Here is a 24702-nt window from a genome sequence, read left to right as displayed (position 1 = left end):
GTGTACCCTTTAGCTTAAAAAAACTCAGGGCATATCGCTAGTCCGGATGAAAAATCCCGATAACTTGCTCTTCTTTGCGAACATGATCGCGGGCTTCTTTATCCGCCTCGCGCATCTGATGACCGCACTTAACACACTCTACGACATCAATATTATTTTCCCGCCACATCGCCAGCGTATCTTGCGCCTGGCAGCTCGGGCATTTTGCGCCCGCAATAAAGCGTTTACGTACAGCCATCTTTCGTTACCCTTTATTCAAATTCATCCCAGCCATCGAGCTGGCGTCGTTCCTGTTGCATCTCTCGCTGGAAAATTTCTTCCAGCTCGCGACGCGCTTCCCGCACGCGGGAGATCTGCGCCGTATCAGAGTGTACCGGCATTAATTCGCGCAGCATTCGCATGTCCAGCCGGCGAAAATGCATCTGGGCCCGCTGAGCCTGATGGGGATGCATGCCCAGCGAAATCAGCGCTTTACGCCCCAACTCCAGCGCACTGGAAAATGTCTCACGGGAGAAGTGTTTCACACCTGCCTGCAGCAGTTCGTGCGCTTCAACACGTCCACGCGCACGCGCCAGAATATGCAGATGCGGGAAATGCTGCTGGCACAGTTCCACCAGTTTCATCGTATCTTCCGGATCGTTGCAGGTAATCACGATGGATTCTGCCGCTTCTGCTCCCGCTGAACGCAACAGTTCGAGCTGGGTCGCGTCGCCGTAGTAAACCTTGTAGCCGTATTTACGCATTAGGTTCACCGCGCTGATATCGCGCTCCAGCACCGTGATGCGCATTTTGTTCGCCATCAGCAGACGTCCAATCACCTGCCCAAAGCGGCCAAAGCCCACCACAATCACCTGCGGCTTATCATCCTCCACCCACGGCATCTCATCTTCATCCTCTGTCGGATTTAAACGCCGTGAGAGCAGCTTATCCACCAGCCTGATGAGCAGCGGGGTGGTCATCATCGACAGCGTGACCGTCACCAGCAACAGCGCCATCTGATCGTCTTTAAACAGCTTCTGGGAGGAAGCGGTGGAGAACAGCACGAACGCGAACTCTCCGCCCTGACTTAAGACGCTGGCAAACTGCATGCGCTCGGAACTGCGCAGCCCGTATATCCGTGCCATGACGTACAGCACCAGCGTTTTTACCGCCACCAGCACAACGACGCTCATCACCACCCACAGCAGATGGGTATAGAGCACGCCCAGGTTGAGCGCCATTCCCACCGAAATAAAGAACAGCCCTAACAGCAGCCCTTTAAACGGATCGATAGCCGTTTCCAGTTCGTGACGATATTCGCTTTCGGCAAGGAGCACCCCGGCGATAAACGTACCGAGCGCCATCGACAGCCCCAGCGCGTCCATAAACAATGCCGAGCCCAGCACCAGCAGCAGCGTCGCGGCAGTAAACACCTCGCGCACGCCAGAGGCGGCAATAAAACGAAACACCGGCCGCAGCAGGAAACGTCCGCCAATCAGCATGCCGGCGAAGGCCAGCACCTTCATGGAGATTTTGACCCAGTCAAAATGATCGTCACCAGAGCCTGCCAGTAACGGCACCAGTGCCAGCGCCGGGATCACGGCCAGGTCCTGGAAGAGCAGTACCGAAAAGCCCAGCTGTCCTGCCTCGTTGCGGTTCATCCCTTTGTCACGCATTAACTGCAGCGCCATCGCTGTCGACGACATCGCAAGACCTATTCCGCCGATCACCGCCGCCTGCCACGAGAAGTTGGTCAGCATTAACAGCCCGGCCAGAATCGCGGCACTGAACAAGACCTGCGCCGCCCCCACGCCAAATATCGATCGCCGGAGCTGCCACAGTTTTGACGGGTTCAGTTCGAGGCCAATGATGAACATCAGGAACACCACGCCCAGTTCAGAGAAGTGGAGAATTTCATCCACATCGCTGATGAATCCCAGCCCCCAGGGGCCAATGGCGATCCCGGCCAGCAGGTAGCCCAGCACCGCGCCAATGCCCAGCCGGGCGGCCAGCGGAACCGCCACCACTGCGGCAAATAAAAACAGCACGCCGGCCAGGAGTAAATTCGAGCCTTCCATTAGCGACCTCCCGCCGATATCGGTGATGCCAGCCAATCGCCATACGCTCTGGCGTGGCTCGCCAGCGCTTCAGGCTTCTGGCGACGCGCCCAGTAGACAATAATCGGGCTCATCCAGTGCATGCGGCACATCGCGGCCGTCAGCTCAAACGGCCGCAGGATATCGCTCATGGGATAACGGTTAAGACCGTCGTGGCGGTAAGCGCTCTCTGGCTCACCGGTCGTAATGACACTGCGCCAGTACTTTCCCGCCAGCTGGTTGCCCCCCACCCCGCTGTAGAATCCCCGGCTCAGCACACGGTCCAGCCACTCTTTCAGCAGTGCCGGACAGCTATAGGTATAAAGCGGATGCTGGAACACAATCACGTCATGCTGACGCAGCAGTTCCTGCTCGTAAGGAATATCAATAAAGAAATCAGGATAGTGCGCGTAGAGATCGTGCACCGTCACATTGCTGAGCTGAGTAGCCGGCTTAAGCAGAACCCGGTTTGCCACCGAGTCCTGAGATTCCGGATGGGCATACAGCAGCAGCACTTTCGCTGTCTGAGACATCACTCCCCTCCCGGTTCTGTTTCTGTTTTTGTGTATCGTCGTTGTTTTGGGCTACCATGGCGGCCCGGTGCGGAAAATGGCCCACACCTTACATTATCATAATGACAAATTAACATAGTCGGAACATACGGCGCTTCTATGATTGTTTTCTCCTCGTTACAAATTCGCCGCGGCGTGCGCGTCCTGCTGGATAACGCCTCCGCCACCATCAATCCCGGTCAAAAAGTGGGTCTGGTCGGCAAAAACGGCTGCGGAAAATCGACCCTGCTTGCGCTGCTGAAAAACGAGATTAGCGCTGACGGCGGTAACTTTACCTATCCGGGTAACTGGCAGCTTGCCTGGGTAAACCAGGAGACGCCTGCCCTGAGCGAACCCGCTCTCGACTATGTTATCGACGGCGATCGTGAATACCGTAAGCTGGAAGCTGAACTGAACGCCGCCAACGAGCGAAATGACGGTCATGCTATCGCCACCGTCCACGGTAAGCTGGACGCCATCGACGCATGGACCATTCGCTCCCGCGCCTCCAGCCTGCTGCACGGTCTGGGTTTCAGCAACGAACAGCTTGAACGCCCCGTCAGCGACTTCTCCGGCGGCTGGCGTATGCGCCTTAACCTGGCGCAGGCACTGATTTGCCGTTCCGACCTGCTGCTGCTTGATGAACCCACTAACCACCTCGATCTCGATGCGGTTATTTGGCTGGAGAAGTGGCTCAAGAGCTATCAGGGCACTCTGATTCTGATCTCCCACGACCGCGACTTCCTCGACCCGGTGGTGGATAAAATCATTCATATCGAACAGCAAAGCCTGTTTGAATACACCGGCAACTACAGCTCATTCGAGCGCCAGCGCGCGACGCGCCTTGCTCAACAGCAGGCGATGTACGAAAGCCAGCAGCAGCGCGTGGCGCATCTGCAAAGCTTTGTTGACCGCTTCAAGGCTAAAGCCTCTAAAGCCAAGCAGGCCCAGAGCCGCATCAAGATGCTGGAGCGCATGGAGATGATCGCCCCGGCGCACGTCGATAACCCGTTCCACTTCAGTTTTCGCGAGCCCGAGAGCCTGCCGAACCCACTGCTGAAGATGGAAAAGGTGAGCGCTGGCTACGGCGATCGCATTATTCTCGACTCCATCAAGCTCAACCTGGTGCCGGGCTCACGTATTGGTCTGCTGGGGCGTAACGGCGCCGGTAAATCGACGCTGATTAAACTGCTGGCGGGCGAGCTTAACCCGGTCAGCGGCGAGATCGGCCTGGCAAAAGGCATTAAGCTTGGCTACTTCGCCCAGCATCAGCTGGAATTCTTACGCGCGGATGAATCGCCCATCCAGCACCTCGCGCGACTGGCGCCGCAGGAGATGGAGCAGAAGCTGCGCGATTACCTTGGCGGCTTTGGCTTCCAGGGCGATAAAGTCACCGAAAACACCGAACGTTTCTCCGGCGGCGAGAAAGCGCGTCTGGTGCTGGCGCTTATCGTCTGGCAGCGCCCGAACCTGCTGCTGCTCGATGAACCTACAAACCACCTCGATCTCGACATGCGTCAGGCGCTGACCGAAGCGTTAATTGAGTTTGAAGGCGCGCTGGTTGTCGTCTCGCACGATCGTCACCTGATCCGCTCTACAACGGACGATCTCTATTTAGTGCACGATGGCAAAGTCGAGCCGTTCGATGGCGATCTGGAAGACTACCAGCAGTGGCTGACGGACGTGCAGAAGCAGGAAAACCAGCCGGACGACTCGTCGAAAGATAACGCCAACAGCGCCCAGGCGCGTAAAGACCAGAAGCGCCGTGAAGCGGAACTGCGTACTCAGACCCAGCCGCTGCGTAAAGAGATTGCCCGTCTCGAAAAGGAGATGGAGAAACTTAACGCTCTGCTGGCTACCGTTGAAGAGAAGCTGGGCGACAGCGGTCTGTATGACCAGAGCCGTAAGGCGGAACTGACCGACTGCCTGCAGACACAGGCGAAGACGAAATCCAGCCTCGAAGCGTGCGAGATGGCGTGGCTGGACGCCCAGGAACAGCTGGAAGCCATGCTGCAGGCCGACTAAATCCCCGGGAGGGTTATGAGTTTCGATATCACGAGCGACATTACATTTCGTAAACTCAGCATCTTCATGACCTTTATGGAGAAGGGCAATATCGCCCGTACCGCCGAAGCGCTTGGCCTGAGCGGCGTTAGCGTGCACCGCGCGCTGCATACTCTCGAAGAAAATGTGCGCTGCCCGCTCTTTACGCACAAAGGTCGCAATCTCATTGCGCTGCCTTCGGCCTGGACGCTGCTGGAATATTGTCAGGAAGTGATGCAGGTAATGGCGCGCGGGCTGGAAGAAGCGCGCAAAACGGCCGGCGTTGGCCAGGGACGACTGCGCGTCGGCACGCTCTACTCGCTGACGCTGGAAACCGTGCCACGCCTGATTATGGGGATGAAACTGCGCCGTCCGGACCTGGAGATGGACCTGACGATGGGCTCTAACGAGACCCTGTTGCGTATGCTGGACGACGGTTTGCTCGACGCCATCCTCATCTCTATTTCCGAAAGCGATATCGATCGCAACAGTCTGGAAGTGCTCCCCCTGTTCCATGACGACATTTTTCTTGCCGCGCCGGCCTCTGCCACGCTGAACACCAGCGGGCCTGCCGACTTACGTGATTACAAAGACCAGAAGTTTGTCGCGCTGTCGGAAGGGTTTGCCACCTACGCCGGGTTTCAGGAGGCGTTTCATATTGCCGGTTTCGAACCGGAAATCGTCACCCGCGTAAATGACATTTTCTCGATGCTGAGTCTGGTGCAGGCGGGCGTGGGCTTTACGCTCATGCCCGGCAGAATGAAGAAAGTGTATGAGAACTCAGTACAGCTACTGAAGCTGGCCCAGCCGTATCAAATGCAGCAGTTGATTGCCATTGTGTTTGCCCGCAACCGCGAGCAAGACCCCAGCCTGCGGGCACTGGCAGCCGAAGGGCGAATGTATGCCCGCAGTATCGCCACCGACCCTGCGCAGACCCTACCGCTGTAGCCGCTTAGCTAGGTGTACCGCCACGTCAACACCACTGCGCTCCAGCGAAACTGACTCCCCTTCCCAGGCCGCCTGACGCGTCAGGCAGGTCAGTACTCCGCCAGGTGGCATTTCAATCGCCAGCCGAGCTTCACGCTCGTTGGCAGAAATCACCGCTTCCTGCCAGCGCACCGTGCGCGCCATATTCATCGCCAGATCGTCCGCGATTTTCTCAGGCGTCCAGAGCACGCGTCCTGTGCTGCCGCTCAGGTAAGCACAGCGCGGGCGTGTGAGCGTGACGGATGTGAATGCCTCCACCAGCTTGTGCGCCGGCTCCGCCAACAGCTCGCAATGGGAAGGCACGCTGACGGTCAGCCGATGCGCCTTATTAGCCCCTTTTGCCAGCGCGCGTTTCGCCACCTGCGCCATCCCCTCATCGGTGCCGGCGATCACAATCTGCGTTTCCGCGTTCAGATTGGCGATATACGTTCCGGTGCCTTCCAGCAACGCTTCAACCTGAGGCAGGGTCAGACCCATTATCGCGGTCAGGCCATAACCGTGCGGATAGGCTTGCTCCATGAGATCGCCACGCAGCGCGACCAGCTTCAGCGCGTCGGCAAATTCCAGCGCACCGGCAATGACCGCGGCCGGATACGCGCCAATAGACAGACCGCTGACGATATCCGGTGCCACGCCGCGTTGTTCAAGCTCACGCGCCCAGGCAACACCGGCAATTAACAACGAAAGCTGAACGGCTCGCGTGTGGGTTAACGCTGCCGCGGTATCCAGCGTATCGACTTCGCCACCCAATACCTCGCGGGCCTGCTCCAGCGTCGTGCCAGGCAGGTTTTGCAGCATACCGACATGCTGGGTGCCCTGCCCTGGAAAGGTAAACAGTATTTTCATCACTCCTCCCTGTGCCACGGGTCCGCCACCAGGCGCGGCCCACGGCGGGTCTTCAGCAACGTTTTGCCGTCGCGCAGCCACTCCGTCAGCGCAAAGCCGCCTTCAGGGGTGTCGACCTGGGTGTCTGCCCGACATAACGCGCGGCTGAGCTGTGACGCCCAGACACGAAAAGCGTCAGCTGACAGAGGCTGAGGGGCTCGCACCAGCAGATCGAGATCGCTGTCGGCATGAATGACCGGGATACCGGTCGCCAGGGCGTAGCCCGTGCTGCCCGTAATTCCCCACGTCCACGGCCATGACTGCTGAGAAAGTTGCAACGCCACCTGAACCGGTGGCTGAGTCACAAACGGTGAACGCAGAAGATCGGCGGTCACGCTCAACGCCTCGGGTGAGACCACCCGCACGACGTTGTCTGGCTTCACCCAACCGGCCGCCCGCTGGTCGCGGCGTAAACCGCGTACGCCAACGGGAATACGGCCAGCATTATCAACATCACGCCGCACGACCACCGGTAAACCGGTATGCCATACCGCATCCACCCAGTCGTCAGTGATGCCTTCCAGCGCGTCACGCGCGTTAAGCCAGATGAGGTCGTGAGGGCGTAATGTTGTGGTCATAATTACATTCCTGAAGTCAGCGAGATAAACAGTGGCAGCGACAGGATACACAGTACCGAGCTTAACAGCAGCACCGCTTCCGCATCCGGAGACTGCACGCCAAAGCGGTTACCGAACACCACGCCGAAGAAACCGGCAGAGAGCGCAATCATCAGGATAGCGGTGATCGCCACGGAGCCGTGCAGACCGAAGATCAGAACGATACCCCAGGCAATCGCAGGCTGGATCAGCAGCTTGGCTACGGTTGAGGTAATCACCATGGTGTTGATCTGCAGCTTACGCGCAGAAAGGATCACCCCGGTCAGGAACAGCGCGGCAGCCGTTGCAGAAAGGCCCAGTGGCTTAATGGCGGCCAGAACAAGTTCAGGCATTTTGATGCCGATAGCAGACAAAATCACACCCAGCAGGGGACCCATCACAATCGGTTTTTTAATCGAACGCCACATCAGCACCGGCAGCATCGAGAGCGTTGAACCGGAGTTATTGCCTTCGGCACGCGCTTTTTCACGTTCCAGAATCAGCAGGCAGAACGGCGTCATCAGTACCGAACCACAGGCAATAGAGACCGCCACGGACAGTGAGGTTGAAGAGCTCTCACCCAGCACGCTGCCCAGAATCGGCAAGCCAAGCGCGGCATAGTTTGGCAGCGCAACCGTCAGCGTAAGCACGGCGGCATCCTGCGGGGATTTTTTAAAGACGCTGGTCGCGAGGAAGTAAATGGCCGCGTAGGTTATCCACATCGCCAGGGTCAGCACCAGAATCAGCGGTGACTGGGCTACGATGCCGGTCCACGGGGTTTGCACCGTAGCGCTGAACAGCGCGGCAGGCAAAGCAAAATCCATGACGAAGATATTAAGCAGGGAGACATTTTTGTTATCGACCATCTTTGCCTTACCGGCCCAGAATCCCAGCAGCATGATGACGAAAATCGGTGCAAGAGCATGAACAATTACGTAAGTCATAATTCACCTGTAGTAAAAAAGTTTAAGCACTGGCGCGATGATTATTATTTTCAGGATGCAGGTTCCCGCGCGGACGTAACGGTTACGTCCGCGGGGAGTGCATCTGGCAGGTCTCTTTTTACTTACCAGCTTGCCCGCATGCGTTCGCGTACGAGGGCAGAGCTGCGGCGATTGTCAGCACCGAGACGGTTTTTCAGGGTGTTGTCCTGACGAGCGTCATGGATGGCCTGTTGCAGCGTGGTTTTCACCTGCGTCAGATCGTTTTCAGAAGGGGCATCCGGGTTGCTGATGTCCAGCAGGTTGGAAAGCAGCCCCAGTGTGGCGTAGTTGCTGATGTCATAGGCCATTGGCGGGATCGTTGCCGCCAGTTTTTCCAACGCGTCCACGGTACGTAGCGTAATACGCGCCGCAGACTCTTTACCCATGGCATGGATCAGCACGCCTTTATCGTTAAAGGCAATCAGGCGGTTTGCCTGGTACCCGTGCGCCAGAAACGCGCCGGACATCGCTTTACCAACGATAAGCCCAATCACCGGATGGCCGGCCAGACGCGCGTTAGCATAGGCCGCCGCCGCGCCGGCCAACGCCTGGTGAATACCAAATGCCTCTTCACGACGGCCATAGGCCTGGCTTGGCACGTCAATCACCGCCACGATCGGGCGCTTCACGGCGCTGTTGGCATCGGCGGCAACGGTTTCGCTCACCACTTTTGCCAGCGTCCAGCCTTCCAGCAGACCGACTTCCCCTTTCGCCGCGCGCGGGAAGTGGTTGTTGGCATCCGGTACCACGGCAACAAAACGTACCGTTTCACCGTTAAGTTCACCATCGGCCGCCTGTACGGACGGGCATAACCCTTCCAGGCGTCTGGCGTTCGGCGCGAGCGTTTGCAGCCAGAGTTCGCCACGGCTTACTGAGTTAGTCATCATTTCACCTCCCGGGCAAAGAGCGCTTTAATCTGTTCGGCATCGGCCTGTTTGCGGGTGTCGAAATTCGTCAGACGGTTCAGGTAATCGTCATAGTTATCGGTGCGATGTTTTGCAGGCACGCCTTTGGCAATCGCGTCGTTCATCGCCGCTTTCACCGCATTCACGCCATCGCCAACCAGTGCATCTACCAGGCCGCTTTCATAGCGGACTTCGCCACCGGTCATGCTCCAGATAAACGGACGGTCGCGGGAGTCATACTCTTCAATCCCCGCTTCCTGCTCGATAACCTGAGGACCATTCAGACCGAGACGCGCTTCGCGGGTGACAATCAGGTAGCTGCACAGTGCAGCAGCGATAGACATCCCACCGAAGCAGCCCACGGTCCCGGCCACAATCCCGACCACCGGGGTGTAACGGCGCAGGTCAACAATTGCTGCATGAATATCGGCAATGGCCGCCAGGCCCAGGTTGGCTTCCTGCAGACGCACGCCGCCGGTTTCGAGACACAGTACCGCCTGCGTCGGGATCCCGTTGCGGTTATCTTCTGCCGCCAGCTCCAGCGCGGCCGCCATTTTGGCGCCGGACACTTCGCCCATGCTGCCGCCCTGGAACGCACCTTCGATCGCCACCACTACCGCAGGCTGACCGTTGAGGGTGCCTTTGGCGACCACCATGCCGTCATCGGCCTGAGGAACGATGCCCTGCGGCCCCAGCCACGGGGAGATAATGCCTTCAAAAGGATCCAGCAGTTCGCGATAGCTCCCGTCGTCCAGCAATGCCTGCGCACGCTGGCGAGCTTTTAATTCAATAAAACTCCGATCATCACGCATGGCTCACCCCTTCAAAAACCTGTTCGATACGAATGCGTGCCACCCCCGGCGTCGCGCCAAAGTCGTGGATCGTCAGTTTTCCTGCAGGCAGGCTGCTGACAGTGTGCAGGCGGTTGAACAACGCCTCCCAGCGACCGCGGCTGTTGTCGACGGACGTGGTGATATCAATGGTTAACGTCTGGCCCGGTTCGGCGGCAAACAGCACCTCCATATCCCCGGAACCAACAACCCCTGCGAGCGCTTTGCCGCTTAACGCGCGGCTCGCTGGCATGGTTAATGTGATTTTTTCCATAACATCCTCTTAATGCTTTGAATAAGGCGTTTCGATGCGATCGAGAAACAGCGTGGCGGCAAGCAGGTCGGCTGCTCCGCCCGGTGAGGCATTGAGTGCCAGCATGTGACGGTCTAATCTCGCCAGCGCCATCTGGCCTGCGGATGTCGCGCATCCTCCGGCGCTCAGCACCGCACGCGCACCGTTCTGCATGGCCTCCAGCCCCGCCATCCCGGCGCGCGACAGCACGCAGGTGTCGGTAAGCGACGTCATGATGGCCATCAGCGCATCGAGCCTTGCGTACGTTTCGCTGCTGCCGTTAAGACGGCTCAGACGAAGCTGCGGCAGAGCACGCTGCATCACGTGTGGAAATGCCTGCTGAGCCTCTTCACGTGCGCCCGGAACCCGGTAGCGGCGCGTGGCGCGTAGCCCTTTGCTGAACACTTTCGGTGCCGCGTCATCGGGCAGTTTCGCCAGCTGTGCCGCGGTATTCGCTACCGCCTGCGCGCTGGCATCGCCACCGAGCATCGCCACGGCACTGACCAGCAGCCCCAGCGCCCAAATCGCGCCGCGGTGGGTATTTACACCGTCGGTAGCCGCCATCATCTGCTGCTCACCTTCACGGCTGAGCCGCCCTATGGTTTGCCTGAGCGCAATATCCGCCGGACGCTGCCAGCTGTGTTGCGCCAGCGCCTGAAACGTGGGGGTCAGGCTGCGCGCGGAACGCTCCATCAACGCGAGCGACAGATCGTGGTGCGCGCCGTTCCCCCGACTGTCCACCAGACCGGGTTTCGGGCTTAACTGTGCTTCGTCAATCAGACACTGCGTGGCGGTTCGCGCCAGCCATTCGGCACCGCCTTCAACCTGAATCTGGGGCAGAAGTTTCATTACCAGCTCCGGAATTTCGCAGGTGGGTTGTAAAGACCGCCAGACCATTCAACCAGGTCTGACACGCTGCCTGCTGCCAGCAGAGAACGGGTGGCATCGGTGCGGCGAATCCCCATATCTTCCGGGTAAACCACTTTGCCGCTCTGGCGCAACTGCGCCACACGCTTGGCATCGACGCCCAGACCGATATCGGTGATCCCCGCGACGGCCGCAACCATCGCCCGGCGCTCTTCAAGACTTTCTGCGCGATAGAGGTAAGCAATCCCCTCTTCCGTCAGCACATGTGTCACGTCGTCGCCGTAGATCATGACCGGAGCCAGAGGCATCCCGGACGCTTTCGCAACGTCAACAGCATCGAGTTTTTCCACAAAGGTCGGTTTCACGCCTGCCTGGAAGGTTTCCACCATCTGGACGACGAGTTTTTTACCGCGCTGCATCGGATCAGGTTCGGTGATCATGTTCAGCCAGGCCGGGGTGGCATGACGACGACCATGCGGGTCATGGCCCATGTTTGGCGCACCGCCGAAACCAGAGAGACGACCACGGGTCACGGTTGAGGAGTTGGCATACCCGTCAACCTGCAGGGTTGACCCGATGAACATATCAACGGCGTACTGGCCTGCCAGCTGACAGAAAGCGCGGTTGGAACGCATAGAGCCGTCGGCACCGGTAAAGAAGATATCCGGACGTGCACGAATGTACTCTTCCATCCCCAGCTCACCGCCGAAGCAGTGCACGCTTTCCACCCAGCCGCTTTCAATCGCCGGGATCAGGGTTGGGTGCGGGTTAAGGGTCCAGTGTTTACAGATTTTGCCTTTCAGGCCGAGCTGTTCACCGTAGGTCGGCAGCAGCAGTTCAATCGCCGCGGTATTGAAACCAATCCCGTGGTTCAGGGATTGCACCTGATGTTCCGCATAAATGCCCTTAATGGCCATCATCGCCATCAGGATATGTTCCTGTTTGATGAGACGCGGGTCGCGGGTAAACAGCGGTTCGATAAAGAACGGTTTGTCGGCCACCACCACGAAGTCAATCCAGGAGCCGGGAATATCAACGCGCGGCAGGTCGCATTCGTCGTCCACCAGCTCATTCACCTGTGCGATGACAATGCCGTCATGGAATGCAGCCGCTTCCACCAGCGCGGGGGTATCTTCGGTGCTTGCGCCGGTATAAAGATTACCTTTTCGGTCCGCTTTAAAGCCGGCAATCAGCGCCACGTTTGGCGAGAGATCCACGTATAGACGTGAATAGAGTTCTATGTAGGTATGGATAGCGCCAATTTCGAGCTGACCATCTTCCAGCAGCTGCGAGATGCGCAGGCTCTGGGTACCGGAGAAGGAGAAGTCCAGCTTGCGGGCGATACCTTTCTCAAAGATATCCAGATGCTCGCTACGGCCCACGCTTGGCATAATCATGTGCAGGTCATGCACGATTTGCGGGTTCACTTCAGCCAGCGAGCGTGAAAGGAAATCGGCCTGCTTCTGGTTATTACCTTCCAGAACGACTTTGTCGCCAGGCGCGATCAGTTTTTCCAGCATGGCGACAAGATCGCCGGTTGGCAGTACCTTGCCCTGCACCGGTACGGAGGCCAGACGACGCGCTTTCTCGGTGCGTCGTGTGTTCCATTGCCGGGTGGGTGTTTGCCCAGATAACATTATTAACCTCCTGATTCAGCACATCATTCTGATTTTCTTAACGTTGAGTAAAGTGTGCGCTGTGGCGAGGAAGTCATCAATTAAGCGCAGGGCGGAATCATTAGCCTGAGAGTAATAATCAAGGTAAATATTTGTGATCGAGATCAGTTCATGTTTCGGAAAACCAGGCTAAACGGGGTACAATTCGGAAAGAACAGAAAATAACTGACAAGAATTAGCATCGCCGTTATGAGCCAAATCATCCCATCAGACTTCGATATCATCGCCGAAGACAGCACCGAGTTCGTGCCCATGCGCGGCGTGGCCAATTGCCATCTGCAGACCATGCTGCCGCGACTCATCCGCCGTAAGGTTCAGTTTACGCCGCACTGGCAACGGCTGGACTTACCGGACGGTGATTTTCTGGACCTGGCATGGAGCGAAGAGCCAGAACAGGCGCGCCATAAGCCGCGTCTGGTGGTCTTTCACGGTCTGGAAGGCAGTCTGCACAGCCCCTATGCACACGGGCTCATCCAGGCAGCCAAAGCGCGGGGCTGGCTCGGCGTGGTGATGCACTTTCGCGGCTGTAGCGGCGAACCGAATCGCCAGAAGCGCATCTATCACTCGGGTGAAACCGAAGACGGCACCTGGTTTTTACACTGGTTACGGGAAAACTTTGGTACCGTCCCGACAGCGGCCGTGGGCTACTCGCTGGGCGGCAATATGCTGGCCTGCCTGCTGGCAAAAGAGGGCGACACCGTGCCGCTGGATGCGGCCGTCATTGTCTCCGCGCCCTTTATGCTGGAGCAGTGCAGCTACCATATGGAGAAAGGCTTTTCCCGGGTCTATCAACGTTACCTGCTCAACCTGCTGAAAGCCAACGCGGCGCGCAAGTTGAAAGCCTATCCGGATACGCTGCCGGTGAGCCTGCGTCAGTTGAAAAAGGTCCGTCGCATCCGCGAATTCGACGATCTGATCACCGCCAAAATTCACGGTTTTGCCGATGCGATTGACTACTATCGTCAGTGCAGCGCCATGCCGCTGCTCAGCAAGATCACGCAACCGACACTTATCATTCATGCCAAAGATGACCCGTTTATGGATCATCACTCTATCCCCGCGCAGGAATTTTTGCCTGCCAACGTTCACTACCAGCTGACAGAGCATGGTGGTCACGTGGGGTTCATCGGTGGAACGTTGCGCCGCCCGAAAATGTGGCTGGAGTCGCGTATTCCTGACTGGCTTACCCCTTATCTGGACGGTGCAAAATGATTATTCCGTGGCAGGATCTCTCCCCCGAAACGCTCGATAATCTGATTGAAAGCTTTGTCTTGCGCGAAGGTACCGATTATGGTGAACATGAACGTTCGCTTGAGCAAAAGGTCAACGATGTGAAGCGCCAGCTCAAAAGCGGCGACGTGGTGCTGGTATGGTCTGAACTGCATGAGACGGTCAATATCATGCCCCGCAACGCGTTTCATGGCTGATCTTTAAACCTTTCCAGTCAGGGAGTTGCTATGTCTGCCAGACATCCGGTTATTGCCGTTACGGGTTCGAGTGGTGCGGGAACCACCACGACCAGCCTCGCTTTTCGTAAGATTTTCGCCCAACTGAATCTCCGCGCGGCGGAGGTCGAAGGCGATAGCTTTCACCGCTACACGCGCCCGGAGATGGATATGGCTATCCGCAAGGCGCGCGATCTGGGTAAACACATCAGCTACTTCGGCCCGGAGGCCAATGACTTCGGCCTGCTGGAGCAAACCTTTCAGGAGTACGGCCAGAGCGGCAAGGGGCAGTCACGCAAATATCTGCACACCTACGATGAAGCCGTTCCCTGGAACCAGGTGCCAGGCACCTTTACCCCCTGGCAACCGCTGCCGGAACCGACCGACGTCCTGTTTTACGAAGGGTTGCACGGTGGCGTGGTGACGCCGCAGCATGACGTGGCGCGTCACGTGGATCTGCTGGTTGGCGTGGTGCCCATCGTGAACCTTGAGTGGATCCAGAAGCTGACGCGTGACATCAGCGAGCGCGGCCATTCACGCGAGGCGGTGATGGATTCCGTCGTGCGCTCCATGGAAGACTACATTACTTATCTGACGCCGCAGTTCTCCCGCACGCATATCAACTTCCAGCGCGTACCGACAGTGGACACCTCTAACCCGTTCGCGGCCAAAAGTATCCCGTCGCTGGATGAGAGCTTTGTGGTTATCCATTTCCGCAATCTCGACGGCATTGATTACCCCTGGCTGCTGGCGATGCTGCAGGGCTCGTTTATTTCGCACATGAATACGTTAGTGGTTCCGGGCGGAAAAATGGGGCTGGCAATGGAATTAATTATGATGCCGCTGGTGCAGCGGTTGATAGAAGGGAAGAAAATCGCCTGATGATTTCCCTCTCCGCGTGGGAGAGGGTTTCGGTGAGGGCATCGGGGTGAACGATGCCCCCAATATCAGGCGTCGATCACTTCATACGAATGCGTAATTTTTACCGCTTTCTCGAGCATTAAGGCGACCGAGCAGTATTTCTCCGCTGAAAGATCGACCGCGCGTGAGACCGCCGCGTCTTTCAGTTCTTTCCCGCTGACGATGAAATGCAGGTTAATGTGGGTGAACAGGCGTGGTGCCTCTTCGCGGCGTTCTGAGGTGAGTTTTACTTCGCAGTCGGTCACATCGTGCCGGCCTTTTTGCAGGATCGACACCACATCAATTGCACTGCATCCACCTGCTGCCATCAGCACCATTTCCATTGGGCTTGGTGCTTTATCGCCGGAGTTACCATCCATCAAAATCTGGTGTCCTGAAGCGGACTCGCCCAGGAACGTTAAACCTTCAACCCATTTCACACGCGCTTGCATATTCACTCACTCCAACGTTGCATTTTTGGTGACAGATTACGCGTGCGTTACATTTCTCGCAATGGAAGGCGACCTGCGTCATGCTGAAGCGAGACACCAGGAGACACGCGGCGAAAGCTATGCTAAAACACTCAGGATGCTACAGTAATACATTGACGTTACACATGTATGCAGAGGACATCAAACTTTACTGGCTGCGAAACGTTACGATAGCCGACTTCCCAGGGTATGGGTAAGAATTCGATTGCAACCCCAGAGTCCGGATGCATCTTATGACTCTGGTGACAGCTTATAACAGAGGATAACAGCGCATGGTGCTTGGCAAACCGCAAACAGACCCGACTCTCGAATGGTTCTTGTCTCATTGCCACATTCATAAGTACCCATCGAAGAGCACGCTGATTCACCAGGGTGAAAAAGCGGAAACGTTGTATTACATCGTCAAAGGCTCGGTGGCAGTGCTGATCAAAGATGAAGAAGGGAAAGAGATGATCCTTTCTTATCTGAACCAGGGCGATTTCATCGGTGAACTGGGCCTGTTTGAAGAAGGCCAGGAACGTAGCGCCTGGGTTCGTGCAAAGACAGCATGTGAAGTGGCTGAAATTTCCTACAAGAAATTCCGTCAGTTGATTCAGGTTAACCCTGACATCCTGATGCGTCTTTCTTCGCAGATGGCGCGCCGTCTGCAGGTGACATCTGAGAAAGTGGGTAACCTCGCCTTCCTGGACGTGACCGGCCGTATCGCTCAGACCCTGCTGAATCTGGCGAAACAACCCGATGCGATGACTCACCCTGATGGCATGCAAATTAAAATTACCCGTCAGGAAATCGGTCAGATTGTCGGTTGTTCCCGTGAAACAGTGGGCCGTATTCTGAAAATGCTGGAAGATCAGAACCTGATCTCCGCACACGGTAAAACCATCGTGGTTTACGGAACGCGTTAATTCCGCTCAAACGGCGTGCCATCGCAAGGTGTCACGCCGTTTTTGTCTCTATTCCCCATGTGGCGCAGGCTGATTTATCACCCGGAAGTTAACTACGCACTGCGACAAACGCTGGTGTTGTGCCTTCCTGTGGCCGTAGGCCTGATTCTGGGCCATCTTCAGCAAGGTCTGCTCTTCTCTCTCGTTCCCGCCTGCTGCAACATTGCCGGTCTGGATACACCGCATAAGCGCTTTTTCAAACGGCTGATCGTGGGCGGCTCGCTGTTTGCGGGTTGTAGCCTCGCCGTGCAGCTTTTGCTGGCCCGCGATATCCCGCTGCCGCTGATCCTCACCGTCCTGGCGATGACCCTGGGCGTAACCGCTGAAATCAGCTCACTGCACGCACGTTTGCTTCCCGCGTCGCTGATTGCCGCCATCTTCACGCTGAGCCTTGCGGGCAACATGCCGGTGTGGGAGCCGCTGCTGATCTACGCCCTCGGTACGCTGTGGTACGGGCTGTTTAACTGGTTTTGGTTCTGGCTGTGGCGGGAACAGCCGCTGCGGGAATCCCTGAGCCTGCTCTACGTGCAGCTGGCGGATTACTGTGAAGCCAAATACACCTTGCTCACCCAGCATACCGATCCAGAAAAATCACTGCCGCCGCTGCTGACGCGTCAGCAAAAGGTGGTGGACCTGATAAGCCAGTGTTATCAGCAGCTGCATATGCTCGCCGCCAATAAGAACCACGAATATAAGCGGCTGCTGCGCGTCTTTCAGGTGGGGCTGGACTTACAGGAGCATATCTCCGTGAGCCTGCACCAGCCGCAGGAGGTGCAAAAACTGGTCGAGCGCAGCCATGCCGAAGCGGTGATCCGCTGGAACGCGCAAACCGTCTCCGCGCGCCTTCGGGTGCTGGCTGACGATATTCTGTATCACCGCTACCCCACGCGCTTTAACATGGACAAACAGCTCGGCGCGCTGGAGAAGATTGCCCGTCAGCATGAAGACAACCCGGTGGGTCAGTTTGCCGCCTGGCACTTCAGCCGTATCGCCCGCGTGTTACGAACCCAGCGTCCGCTTTATCCGCGCGACCTGATGGCCGACAAACAAAAACGCCTGCCGCTGCTGCCGGCGCTCAGAAGCTACCTCTCCCTTAAATCATCTGCCCTGCGCAACGCCGCGCGAATTAGCGTGATGCTGAGCATTGCCAGCCTGATGGGCATGGCGCTGCATCTGCCCAAACCGTACTGGATTTTAATGACCATCCTGTTTGTCACCCAGAACGGCTATGGCGCGACGCGGGTGCGCATTCTGCACCGGGCAGGCGGAACGATGGCGGGGCTGATCATTGCGGGCGTTACGCTGCACTTTCACGTGCCGGAAGGCTATACGCTGGCAGGGATGCTGGTGATCACGATGGTGAGCTACCTGATCATCCGCAAAAACTACGGCTGGGCGATGGTGGGCTTTACGGTAACGGCGGTGTATACCCTGCAGTTGCTCACGCTCAACGGCGAGCAGTTTATTATCGCCAGGCTGGTCGATACCCTGATCGGCTGCCTGATTGCCTTTGGCGGCATGGTCTGGCTGTGGCCTCAGTGGCAAAGCGGGCTGCTCAGACAGAACGCCCACGATGCGCTGGAGGCCGACCAGCAGGCCATTCGCCTGATCCTGAGTGACGACCCGCAGCCCTCCCCGCTGGCGTATCAGCGGATGAAGGTCAACCAGGCGCATAACGCCCTGTTTAACTCGCTGAATCAGGCCATGCAGGAGCCCGGCTTTAACTCGCACTATCTGGCGGACATGAAGCTCTGGGTGACGCACAGCCAGTTTATCGTTGAGCATATCAACGCCATGACCACGCTGGCGCGGGAACATACGATGCTGACGCCCGATCTGGCGCAGCGCTACCTGCAGTCGTGTGAGATTGCCCTGCAGCGGTGTCAGCAGCGACTCGAGTATGACGCGCCTGGCGAGTCAGGGGATTCGAACATTCTGGAGGCGCCAGAGACGCTCACCCACGGGCCAATGAGCACCCTGGAGCAGCATCTGCAGCGCGTTCTCGGGCATCTGAACACCATGCACACCATTTCGTCGGTAGCATGGCGTCAGCGCCCTCACCACGGGATATGGTTAACCCGTCGCTTAACGCGAACGGAGTCTTAAGCGTTTACGATCTTCGCGACCGCCGCGGCAAAACGGTTTAATCCGTCTTCAATGTCCTGATTTTCGACCACCAGCGACGGCGCAAAGCGCATCACGTCCGGCCCGGCATTGAGCACCATCACCCCTTCATGGGCGGCGGCGTGCAGGAAATCGCGCGCGCGGCCTTTGTACTGTGGCTTCAGCTCCGCGCCGATCAGTAACCCCATCCCGCGGATCTCGCTGAAGACGTCATACTGGTCATCAATCTGCTGCAAATGCTTCACGAAAAGCTCACGCTTCGCGTTGACGCCGCTCAGAACCTCAGGGGTGTTGATAATGTCGAACGCGGCACCCGCGACGGCACTCGCCAGCGGGTTGCCGCCGTATGTGGAGCCGTGGGAACCCACGTGGAACGCGGAGGCAATCTCCTGCGTCGTTAATACCGCACTGACCGGGAAGCCGCCGCCGAGCGCTTTGGCGCTGGTCAGAATATCCGGCGTCACGCCGTAATGCATGTAGGCAAACAGGGAGCCGGTACGGCCCATCCCGCACTGCACTTCATCAAATACCAGCAGCGCCTGATGCTCATCGCACAGGTCGCGCAGCCCTTTCAGGAACTCAGGCGTGGCAGCCGTTACGCCGCCTTCTCCCTGGATCGGCTCCACCACCACCGCACAGGTGTGATCATCCATTACCGCTTTTACCGCATGGAGATCGTTAAACGGCACATGGATAATATCGGCCGGTTTTGGTCCAAAACCGTCGGAATACTTTGGCTGTCCGCCGACGGAAACGGTAAACAGCGAGCGACCGTGGAAGGCGTTGTGGAAAGCAATGATTTTGGTTTTGTACGGGCTGTGGCGCGTGGAGGCATAGTAGCGCGCCAGTTTGAAGGCGGTTTCGTTCGCTTCTGTACCGGAGTTCATAAACAGCACGCGTTCGGCGAAAGTCGCGCTGATTAACTTACGGCCCAGACGCAGCGCCGGTTCGTTGGTAAAGACGTTGCTGGTATGCCACAGGGTTTCCCCCTGGGTTTTCAGCGCCTCTACCAGCGCAGGATGGCAATGACCCAGCGCCGTCACCGCAATCCCACCGGCGAAATCAACATACTCTTTCCCCTGCTGATCCCAGACTCGGCTGCCTTTCCCTTTTACCGGGATAAACTCAGCCGGTGCATAAATCGGCAGAATGACTTCATCGAATGTCGCGCGGGTAATTGCAGATTGTTCAGTTGCCATGTCATGACCATCCATTTTATGTCACAGTGATTGTGAAAATATAATCACAAAATATGCATAAAAAATCACAGCAAGGCAACCACTATTCAACGATTGAGGAAATTTGCCAGCAGCTGGTGTCCCTGCTCGCTGAGGATACTCTCCGGGTGGAATTGCACCCCTTCGAGGTCCCATTCACGATGTCGGATCCCCATGATCTCCCGGGTATCGCTCCAGGCGGTAACCTCAAAGCATTCCGGCAGCGTTGACGGGTCAATGACCAGCGAATGGTAGCGCGTCACGGTAAGCGGATTATTAAGCCCCGTAAACACGCCCGTGCCGGTATGGGTCACCGGCGCGGTTTTGCCATGCATCACTTTGGCGGCGCGCACAATGGTGGCACCAAACACCTGCCCAATGGCCTGGTGGCCCAGGCAGACGCCAAGAATGGGCAGCTTACCGGCGTAGTGACGAATGACATCCAGCGAAATGCCCGATTCCGACGGCGTGCAGGGCCCCGGCGAGATAACGATTTTCTGCGGGGCAAGCGCGTCGATTTCGGCCAGGCTGATGTCGTCGTTGCGGCGGACCACCACCTCTGCACCCAGTTCACAAAAATACTGGTAAAGGTTCCAGGTGAAGGAATCGTAGTTATCAATCAGCAGAATCATGGCGGCTCCCGAAAAACGTGCCGCCCTATTCTACTCAGTTTCCCGCGCTTCGCTCACTACTTTGGCAAAGATGGCGTTCAGGGCCGTTAAATCGCCCATTGCGCCGCTCTGGTTGGCCGCCGCCCATTTGCCCGGGTCGATATCTTTCCAGCTCAGCTGATAGCCTGCATGGATGGCGAGCTGTTCGAAGAAGATCCGCTGAGCGATACCGTTGCCAATCCGGAAGGGATGGAGCACGTTGATCTCACAGTAGTAGTGACTCAGGCGGGCCACAAACTCCTCTTTCTGCAGACCGTTGAGATACCCCTCTTCCTCGAGATCCTGCATCAGGACATTGCCCTCTTTCTCGATGTAGGCGAAGTGGCAGAAGCGGGTGTCGCCCTGATAAATATCGATTTCGCGGATATCGCCCGCCCAGTCAAAAATATCCTGATAAAGGTGGCGGTGGATTGCACAGAGATGCGGTAACCCCGGCGCCGACGGGCCTAAGCCGAGCGACGCCACCCGCAGCGCGGTGATCTCATAGGATGCCTTTGCAAGACGGTCAGCCTGGCGGATATTCAGACGGTTACGCATCACATTCAGACCCGGGTAGAGATACGGGTCGCGATCGTCACCGATTTTATCGCTCATAGTGCCTCCTGAGTTCTTCAAGACGGCTTTGCGCATCCTGGGCATTTAGCGTAACGAGCGGGCTATCAACCCCCTCAAGGCGGCGGCTGGCCTGGAAATTACTGTTTCGCTGCTGCTCCCAGAGACGGGATTTTTGCTTATCGGTGAGTTTTTTCACTTAACGCCTCCCTGAAGATGTCCGTGTGCCACAAGTATAAGCAGCAAAACGCGCTTTCGCAGGGAGGGGAGCGAAACACGGGCGAGAAGCGCCCGTGTCAAAGAAGGTTACGGCAGAACTTTTGCAGAGAGGATCACAACCGGTTTTGTCGGCACATTCTGGTACGGGCCAACGTCATGGGACTGCACCTGAGAAATCTTGTCAGCCACTTCCATCCCTTTCACCACTTTACCGAAGACCGCATAGCCGAAGTCGCGCTGGCCGTGGTCGAGGAAGGCGTTATCCGCCACGTTGATAAAGAACTGGCTGGTGGCGCTGTCTTTATCCGCCGTACGCGCCATTGAGATGGTACCGCGAGTGTTGCGCAGGCCGTTATCCGCTTCGTTTTTAATCGGTGCGTTAGGCTGCTTTTGCTGCATTTGCTCGTTAAAACCACCGCCCTGCACCATAAAGCCCGGGATCACACGGTGGAAAGTGGTGCCGTTATAGAAACCGTTATTCACGTAGTCGAGGAAGTTTTTCACAGAAACCGGAGCTTTCTGGCTATTCAGTTCCAGCTCAATATTCCCGGCGGAGGTGGTCAGCAGAACGTGAGGGTCTCCTTTGGCTGCCAGCGCAGCAGGGGAAACGGCAGAAAGAGCAAACACAGCTGCGACAGCCGCCAGCGTTGATTTGAGCATGAGAATTCCTTAACAAAGCGCAGTATAAAAAGCGAATGGCTTGATTCTAAAGAGCAGTATGAACGGAGACCAGCCTTTTACCTAATTTTACGAAATTGAAACAGTTGTAACCACGCAAACGATTGGTTATGACGCCTATTAATGTGATCTGAATCACATAAAAACCTGCAATAGCGATCGAATTTCTCTTAAAAGATATGAATGGATCACTTTAATGTCTAAAATCTGCCCGCTCTCAGCGCCCCTCGGGCGCTTTTCTTTTCCTGAACAGGCCAGACATGACTAACAGCAATCGTATCAAGCTCACATGGATCAGCTTCTTCTCCTACGCCCTGACCGGCGCGTTGGTGATCGTCACCGGGATGGTGATGGGTAATATCGCAGACTACTTCCAGCTGCCCGTTTCCAGCATGAGTAACACCTTTACCTTCCTCAACGCCGGGATCCTGATCTCCATTTTCCTGAATGCCTGGCTGATGGAAATTGTTCCACTGAAAACGCAGCTGCGTTTTGGTTTCGTGCTGATGGTCGCCGCGGTAGCGGGTTTAATGGTGAGCCACAGCATCGCCCTGTTCTCTGCCGCCATGTTTGTGCTAGGGCTGGTGAGCGGTATCACGATGTCCATCGGTACGTTCCTGATTACCCACATGTATGAAGGTCGTCAGCGTGGTGCACGTCTGCTGTTTACCGACTCCTTCTTCAGCATGGCGGGGATGATTTTCCCGATGGTAGCGGCCGTTCTGCTGGCACGCAGCATTGAGTGGTACTGGGTTTATGCCTGTATCGGTCTGGTCTACGTGGCAATCTTTATTCTGACCTTCGGCTGTGAATTCCCGGTTCTGGGCAAAAAAGCGCAATCCACGGACGAGCCGGTCGCGAAAGAGAAATGGGGTATCGGCGTACTGTTCCTCTCCGTTGCCGCACTGTGCTACATCCTCGGTCAGCTGGGCTTTATCTCCTGGGTACCGGAATACGCCAAAGGCCTGGGCATGAGCCTGAACGACGCGGGTAAACTGGTGAGCGATTTCTGGATGTCTTACATGTTCGGCATGTGGGCGTTTAGCTTCATCCTGCGCTTCTTCGACCTGCAGCGCATTCTGACCGTGCTGGCAGGCATGGCAACCGTGCTGATGTACCTGTTCATTAACGGTTCACCGGAGCATATGCCGTGGTTCATCCTGACCCTGGGCTTCTTCTCCAGTGCGATTTACACCTCTATCATTACGCTGGGCTCTCTGCAGACCAAAGTGGCGTCACCGAAACTGGTGAACTTCGTGCTGACCTGCGGCACCATCGGCACCATGTTGACCTTCGTGGTCACCGGCCCGATCGTCGCCCACAGCGGCCCGCTGGCCGCGCTGCATACCGCTAACGGTTTGTACGCGGTGGTGTTTGTGATGTGCCTGGTTCTGGGCTTTGTGACCCGCCACCGCCAGCATAATACGGCAGCGGCGTCCCACTGATCCCCTACGCCCCTTTGCGCTCAGCGAAGGGGCTGTTTTTCGTGAAGATGTGCTCTTCGGCAACGTCGTCCATTTTGATCCACGTCTGCGCAAGCTGCGTCGTGGCAATCACACGCCCCTCCCGAATCGACCAGCGCGCCGGCACCTGGCAGCGCACCGCTTCAAACCCGCTCTCCGCAGGCAGCACGATCAGGTTAGCCAGATTTCCCGTTTCGATACCGTAATCCGTCAGGCCGAAGGTTCGGGCGCTGTTGTGGGTTATCAGGTTCAAACCGTTGTCGATTTGCGAATACCCCATCATCTGACACACATGCAGCCCCATATGCAGTACCTGCAGCATATTGCCGGTGCCAAGCGGGTACCACGGGTCGAAGACATCATCATGCCCGAAACAGACGTTGATCCCCGCCTCCAGCAGCTCCTTCACTCGGGTAATCCCGCGTCGTTTGGGATAATCATCAAAGCGTCCCTGTAAATGGATATTCACCAGTGGATTGGCGACAAAGTTGATGCCTGACATCTTCAGCAGGCGGAAAAGCCGCGAGGTGTATGCCCCGTTATAGGAGTGCATCGCCGTGGTATGGCTGGCCGTGACCCGCGGGCCCATCCCGGATTCATAAGCCAGAGTGGCCACCGTTTCCAGAAACCGGGACTGCTCATCGTCAATTTCATCGCAGTGGATATCCAGCGGACGGTCATATTTCTTCGCCAGTTCAAAGGCAATGTGCAGCGATTGCACGCCATACTCGCGGGTGAATTCAAAATGCGGGATTGCCCCGACCACATCGGCGCCCAGCTTCAACGCCTCCTCAAGCAGCGCCGCGCCGTCCGGGTAAGAAAGGATGCCTTCCTGCGGGAACGCCACGATTTGCAGCGTGATCCACGGCGCAACTTCCTGCTTCACCTCCAGCATGGCCTTCAGGGCGGTGAGCGTCGGGTCAGAGACGTCCACGTGGGTGCGAACAAACTGAATACCATTGGCAATTTGCCCTTTCAGCGTCTTCCAGGCGCGCGCTTTTACATCCTCATGGCTAAGCAGTGCCTTACGCTCCGCCCAGCGCTCAATGCCTTCAAACAGCGTACCGGACTGGTTCCAGCTCGGCTCGCCTGCCGTCTGGGTGGTATCAAGGTGGATATGCGGTTCTATAAACGGGGGGATGGCAAGGCCGCCACGCGCGTTTAAGATTCTTACGTTTTCGTCTTCGGTATCGCCCATCGGCGTTATGCCACCAAAACGGCCCTGCTCAATGGCGATTTGCCACAGCCCTTCGCGACCCGGTAAGCGAACATTCTGAATAAGCCCAAGCGGTGTTGTAGACATGCCTT

At 57.0% G+C, this 24702-nt stretch carries 26 protein-coding genes; 8 read left to right on the top strand and 18 right to left on the bottom strand.

Annotation, left to right across the window (positions count from 1 at the left end):
* Nucleotides 1-37 precede the first annotated feature (37 nt).
* Genes F8561_RS18195 through kefG form a run of 3 tightly spaced genes read right to left on the bottom strand, consistent with a single transcriptional unit; the run spans nucleotide 38 to nucleotide 2608 of the window.
* Nucleotides 38-238 carry a YheV family putative zinc ribbon protein gene (locus F8561_RS18195; RefSeq protein WP_013099038.1) on the bottom strand — a complete coding sequence of 67 codons (201 nt, stop codon included), beginning with the start codon at nucleotides 236-238 and terminating at the stop codon, nucleotides 38-40.
* Between the two features lie 13 nt (nucleotides 239-251).
* The gene (gene kefB / locus F8561_RS18190) at nucleotides 252-2057 is read right to left on the bottom strand and encodes a glutathione-regulated potassium-efflux system protein KefB (RefSeq protein WP_020884602.1); all 1806 of its coding nucleotides are present in this window, start codon (nucleotides 2055-2057) and stop codon (nucleotides 252-254) included.
* A complete protein-coding gene (kefG, locus tag F8561_RS18185) occupies nucleotides 2057-2608 on the bottom strand; it encodes a glutathione-regulated potassium-efflux system ancillary protein KefG (RefSeq protein WP_151887752.1) in 552 nt (183 codons plus the stop codon). The genes kefB and kefG overlap by 1 nt, the downstream gene beginning before the upstream one ends.
* Nucleotides 2609-2746: 138 nt before the next feature.
* Between kefG and F8561_RS18180 the strand changes: the two genes are divergently transcribed.
* Nucleotides 2747-4651 carry an ABC transporter ATP-binding protein gene (locus F8561_RS18180; protein ID WP_020884600.1) on the top strand — a complete coding sequence of 635 codons (1905 nt, stop codon included), beginning with the start codon at nucleotides 2747-2749 and terminating at the stop codon, nucleotides 4649-4651.
* Between the two features lie 15 nt (nucleotides 4652-4666).
* Entirely contained in the window at nucleotides 4667-5617 is a 951-nt protein-coding gene (locus F8561_RS18175) for a LysR family transcriptional regulator (RefSeq protein WP_014171916.1), read from the top strand.
* Here the strand turns inward: F8561_RS18175 and mdcH are convergent.
* From mdcH to mdcA, 8 genes are all read right to left on the bottom strand, one after another.
* Nucleotides 5606-6502 (bottom strand): malonate decarboxylase subunit epsilon, encoded by an 897-nt coding sequence (mdcH, locus tag F8561_RS18170; protein WP_020884598.1) that lies wholly within the window; start codon nucleotides 6500-6502, stop codon nucleotides 5606-5608. The genes F8561_RS18175 and mdcH overlap by 12 nt on opposite strands.
* Nucleotides 6502-7119, bottom strand: a complete 618-nt coding sequence (locus tag F8561_RS18165; protein WP_047954759.1) for a malonate decarboxylase holo-ACP synthase — start codon at nucleotides 7117-7119, stop codon at nucleotides 6502-6504. Before F8561_RS18165 ends, mdcH begins: the two co-directional genes overlap by 1 nt.
* 2 nt (nucleotides 7120-7121) lie before the next feature.
* Nucleotides 7122-8081 carry an AEC family transporter gene (locus tag F8561_RS18160; RefSeq protein ID WP_014171919.1) on the bottom strand — a complete coding sequence of 320 codons (960 nt, stop codon included), beginning with the start codon at nucleotides 8079-8081 and terminating at the stop codon, nucleotides 7122-7124.
* Nucleotides 8082-8203: 122 nt separating this feature from the next.
* On the bottom strand, nucleotides 8204-9004 hold the full coding sequence (gene mdcE, locus F8561_RS18155) for a biotin-independent malonate decarboxylase subunit gamma (RefSeq protein WP_032670503.1): 801 nt from the start codon (nucleotides 9002-9004) through the stop codon (nucleotides 8204-8206).
* Nucleotides 9004-9837 carry a biotin-independent malonate decarboxylase subunit beta gene (locus F8561_RS18150; RefSeq protein WP_014171921.1) on the bottom strand — a complete coding sequence of 278 codons (834 nt, stop codon included), beginning with the start codon at nucleotides 9835-9837 and terminating at the stop codon, nucleotides 9004-9006. Before F8561_RS18150 ends, mdcE begins: the two co-directional genes overlap by 1 nt.
* Entirely contained in the window at nucleotides 9830-10129 is a 300-nt protein-coding gene (gene mdcC, locus F8561_RS18145; protein ID WP_020884595.1) for a malonate decarboxylase acyl carrier protein, read from the bottom strand. The genes F8561_RS18150 and mdcC overlap by 8 nt, the downstream gene beginning before the upstream one ends.
* Nucleotides 10130-10138: 9 nt before the next feature.
* The gene (locus tag F8561_RS18140) at nucleotides 10139-10996 is read right to left on the bottom strand and encodes a triphosphoribosyl-dephospho-CoA synthase (protein WP_151887751.1); all 858 of its coding nucleotides are present in this window, start codon (nucleotides 10994-10996) and stop codon (nucleotides 10139-10141) included.
* Nucleotides 10996-12651 (bottom strand): malonate decarboxylase subunit alpha, encoded by a 1656-nt coding sequence (gene mdcA, locus F8561_RS18135; protein WP_014171924.1) that lies wholly within the window; start codon nucleotides 12649-12651, stop codon nucleotides 10996-10998. Before mdcA ends, F8561_RS18140 begins: the two co-directional genes overlap by 1 nt.
* A gap of 228 nt (nucleotides 12652-12879) precedes the next feature.
* On the opposite strand from mdcA, the gene F8561_RS18130 reads away from it, so the two are divergent.
* The 3 genes from F8561_RS18130 to F8561_RS18120 are packed head-to-tail and all read left to right on the top strand — an operon-like array spanning nucleotide 12880 to nucleotide 15017.
* Complete coding sequence (locus F8561_RS18130) at nucleotides 12880-13902, top strand: hydrolase (protein WP_014171925.1); 1023 nt, start codon at nucleotides 12880-12882, stop codon at nucleotides 13900-13902.
* Nucleotides 13899-14117, top strand: coding sequence for a YheU family protein (locus F8561_RS18125; protein WP_003861664.1), 219 nt, complete (start codon nucleotides 13899-13901; stop codon nucleotides 14115-14117). Before F8561_RS18130 ends, F8561_RS18125 begins: the two co-directional genes overlap by 4 nt.
* Before the next feature lie 30 nt (nucleotides 14118-14147).
* Nucleotides 14148-15017 (top strand): phosphoribulokinase, encoded by an 870-nt coding sequence (locus tag F8561_RS18120; RefSeq protein ID WP_014171927.1) that lies wholly within the window; start codon nucleotides 14148-14150, stop codon nucleotides 15015-15017.
* Between the two features lie 65 nt (nucleotides 15018-15082).
* Here the strand turns inward: F8561_RS18120 and F8561_RS18115 are convergent, their stop codons facing one another.
* Entirely contained in the window at nucleotides 15083-15487 is a 405-nt protein-coding gene (locus F8561_RS18115; RefSeq protein WP_025202873.1) for an OsmC family protein, read from the bottom strand.
* Between the two features lie 311 nt (nucleotides 15488-15798).
* Here F8561_RS18115 and crp point away from each other — a divergent pair, with 311 nt between their 5' ends.
* Nucleotides 15799-16431, top strand: a complete 633-nt coding sequence (crp, locus tag F8561_RS18110) for a cAMP-activated global transcriptional regulator CRP (RefSeq protein WP_000242758.1) — start codon at nucleotides 15799-15801, stop codon at nucleotides 16429-16431.
* A gap of 57 nt (nucleotides 16432-16488) precedes the next feature.
* A complete protein-coding gene (locus F8561_RS18105; protein ID WP_020884592.1) occupies nucleotides 16489-18576 on the top strand; it encodes a YccS/YhfK family putative transporter in 2088 nt (695 codons plus the stop codon).
* On the opposite strand, the gene argD is transcribed toward F8561_RS18105, so the two are convergent.
* The 5 genes from argD to ppiA all read right to left on the bottom strand — a co-directional run bounded on the left by argD (nucleotide 18573) and on the right by ppiA (nucleotide 21913).
* Nucleotides 18573-19793, bottom strand: a complete 1221-nt coding sequence (gene argD, locus F8561_RS18100) for a bifunctional acetylornithine/succinyldiaminopimelate transaminase (RefSeq protein WP_171032977.1) — start codon at nucleotides 19791-19793, stop codon at nucleotides 18573-18575. The genes F8561_RS18105 and argD overlap by 4 nt on opposite strands.
* A gap of 86 nt (nucleotides 19794-19879) precedes the next feature.
* On the bottom strand, nucleotides 19880-20443 hold the full coding sequence (gene pabA / locus F8561_RS18095; protein WP_049023797.1) for an aminodeoxychorismate synthase component 2: 564 nt from the start codon (nucleotides 20441-20443) through the stop codon (nucleotides 19880-19882).
* A 30-nt stretch (nucleotides 20444-20473) separates the two neighbouring features.
* Nucleotides 20474-21076: a putative adenosine monophosphate-protein transferase Fic gene (locus tag F8561_RS18090; protein ID WP_151887750.1), complete on the bottom strand. Its 603-nt coding sequence runs from the start codon at nucleotides 21074-21076 to the stop codon at nucleotides 20474-20476.
* Entirely contained in the window at nucleotides 21066-21233 is a 168-nt protein-coding gene (locus tag F8561_RS18085; RefSeq protein WP_014171935.1) for a YhfG family protein, read from the bottom strand. Before F8561_RS18085 ends, F8561_RS18090 begins: the two co-directional genes overlap by 11 nt.
* Nucleotides 21234-21340: 107 nt before the next feature.
* Nucleotides 21341-21913 (bottom strand): peptidylprolyl isomerase A, encoded by a 573-nt coding sequence (gene ppiA / locus F8561_RS18080; RefSeq protein ID WP_134180031.1) that lies wholly within the window; start codon nucleotides 21911-21913, stop codon nucleotides 21341-21343.
* A gap of 278 nt (nucleotides 21914-22191) precedes the next feature.
* Between ppiA and tsgA the strand changes: the two genes are divergently transcribed.
* Nucleotides 22192-23376, top strand: a complete 1185-nt coding sequence (gene tsgA / locus F8561_RS18075) for an MFS transporter TsgA (protein ID WP_020884588.1) — start codon at nucleotides 22192-22194, stop codon at nucleotides 23374-23376.
* Between the two features lie 4 nt (nucleotides 23377-23380).
* Here the strand turns inward: tsgA and F8561_RS18070 are convergent, their stop codons facing one another.
* Nucleotides 23381-24697, bottom strand: a complete 1317-nt coding sequence (locus tag F8561_RS18070) for a cytosine deaminase (protein ID WP_032679098.1) — start codon at nucleotides 24695-24697, stop codon at nucleotides 23381-23383.
* Between the last annotated feature and the right edge of the window lie 5 nt (nucleotides 24698-24702).

Origin of the sequence: Enterobacter sp. 198, assembly GCF_009025585.1 — a bacterium.
In the GTDB taxonomy this organism is placed as follows: Bacteria; Pseudomonadota; Gammaproteobacteria; order Enterobacterales; family Enterobacteriaceae; genus Enterobacter; species Enterobacter ludwigii.
The sequence above is the reverse complement of the archived record's forward strand: the minus strand, read 5'-3'. Positions and strand labels throughout refer to the sequence as shown.